General features: G+C 67.2%; 2 protein-coding genes. Both read left to right on the top strand.

Going from position 1 to position 1538, the window contains the following annotated elements; genetic code table 11:
• On the top strand, positions 1-627 hold a 627-nt coding region (locus tag WS62_RS08505; RefSeq protein ID WP_066570095.1), incomplete at its 5' end, for an electron transfer flavoprotein subunit beta/FixA family protein.
• A gap of 15 nt (positions 628-642) precedes the next feature.
• A partial coding sequence (locus WS62_RS08500; RefSeq protein ID WP_066570093.1) for an electron transfer flavoprotein subunit alpha/FixB family protein occupies positions 643-1538 on the top strand: 896 nt, incomplete at its 3' end.

The raw sequence follows: 1538 nt of genomic DNA, 5'->3' as shown, positions 1-1538 counted from the left end.
GCGGTCGAGGAAGCGGTGCGCCTGAAGGAAGCGGGCGTGGCGACGGAAGTGATCGCGGTGTCGGTGGGCGTCGCGCAGGCTCAGGAAACGCTTCGCACGGCGCTCGCGATCGGCGCGGACCGTGCGATTCTCGTCGAATCGAACGACGAAGTGCAGCCGCTCGGCGTCGCGAAGATCCTGAAGGCGCTGGTCGACAAGGAGCAGCCGCAGCTGGTGATTCTCGGCAAGCAGGCGATCGACGACGATTCGAACCAGACGGGGCAGATGCTGGCGGCGCTCGCGAATCTGCCGCAGGCGACGTTCGCGTCGAAGGTGACGGTCGCCGACGGCAAGGCCACGGTCGCGCGTGAAGTGGACGGCGGCGCGGAGACGCTGTCGCTGGCGTTGCCGGCGGTGGTGACGACCGATCTGCGCTTGAACGAGCCGCGCTACGTGACGCTGCCGAACATCATGAAGGCGAAGAAGAAGCCGCTGGAGACCGTGAAGCCGGAAGACCTGGGCGTGGACGTTGCGCCGCGTCTGAAGACGCTGAAGGTGGTGGAGCCGGCGAAGCGCGCGGCGGGCGTGAAGGTGCCGGACGTGAAGACGCTGGTCGAGAAGCTGAAGACCGAAGCCAAGGTGCTGTAAGGGGAGCGGAAAGAGATGACGATTCTGGTAATTGCCGAACACGATAATGGGTCGATCAAGGCGTCGACGCTGAACACGGTGGCTGCCGCCGCCGCGGTTGGCAAATTCGTCGGCGGCGACATTCACGTGCTGGTCGCGGGGCACAACGCGCAGGGCGCGGCGGACGCGGCGGCGAAGATCGCGGGCGTCGCGAAGGTGCTCCTGGCCGACGCGCCGCAACTCGAAGCGGGTCTCGCGGAGAACGTCGAGGCGACCGCGCTGAACATCGCGAAGGACTACTCGCACATCCTCGCGCCCGCGACGGCGTATGGCAAGAACATTGCGCCGCGGATCGCGGCGAAGCTGGACGTCGCGCAGATCAGCGACATCACGGCGGTCGACTCGGCCGATACGTTCGAGCGTCCGATCTACGCGGGCAACGCGATCGCGACGGTGCAGTCGAGCGATCCGATCAAGGTGATCACGGTGCGCGCGACGGGCTTCGACCCGGTTGCGGCGGAAGGCGGCAGCGCGTCGGTCGAGAAGATCGAGGCGGCGGCGGATGCGGGCATGTCGCAGTTCGTGAGCCGCGAGGTGACGAAGCTGGACCGTCCGGAACTGACGTCGGCGTCGATCATCGTGTCGGGCGGGCGGGGCTTGGGCAGCGGCGAGAACTACACGAAGGTGCTGGAGCCGCTGGCGGACAAGCTTAGCGCGGCGCTCGGCGCGTCGCGCGCGGCGGTCGACGCGGGCTACGTGCCGAACGACTACCAAGTGGGCCAGACGGGCAAGATCGTCGCGCCGCAGCTGTACATCGCGGTGGGCATTTCGGGCGCGATCCAGCACCTGGCGGGGATGAAGGATTCGAAGGTGATCGTCGCGATCAACAAGGATCCCGAGGCGCCGATCTTCAGCGTGGCCGATTACGGCCT

It is taken from the genome of Burkholderia sp. ABCPW 14, from assembly GCF_001523835.1.
Classification (GTDB): Bacteria; Pseudomonadota; Gammaproteobacteria; order Burkholderiales; family Burkholderiaceae; genus Burkholderia; species Burkholderia mayonis.
This window is presented reverse-complemented; position numbering and strand designations above follow the sequence as displayed.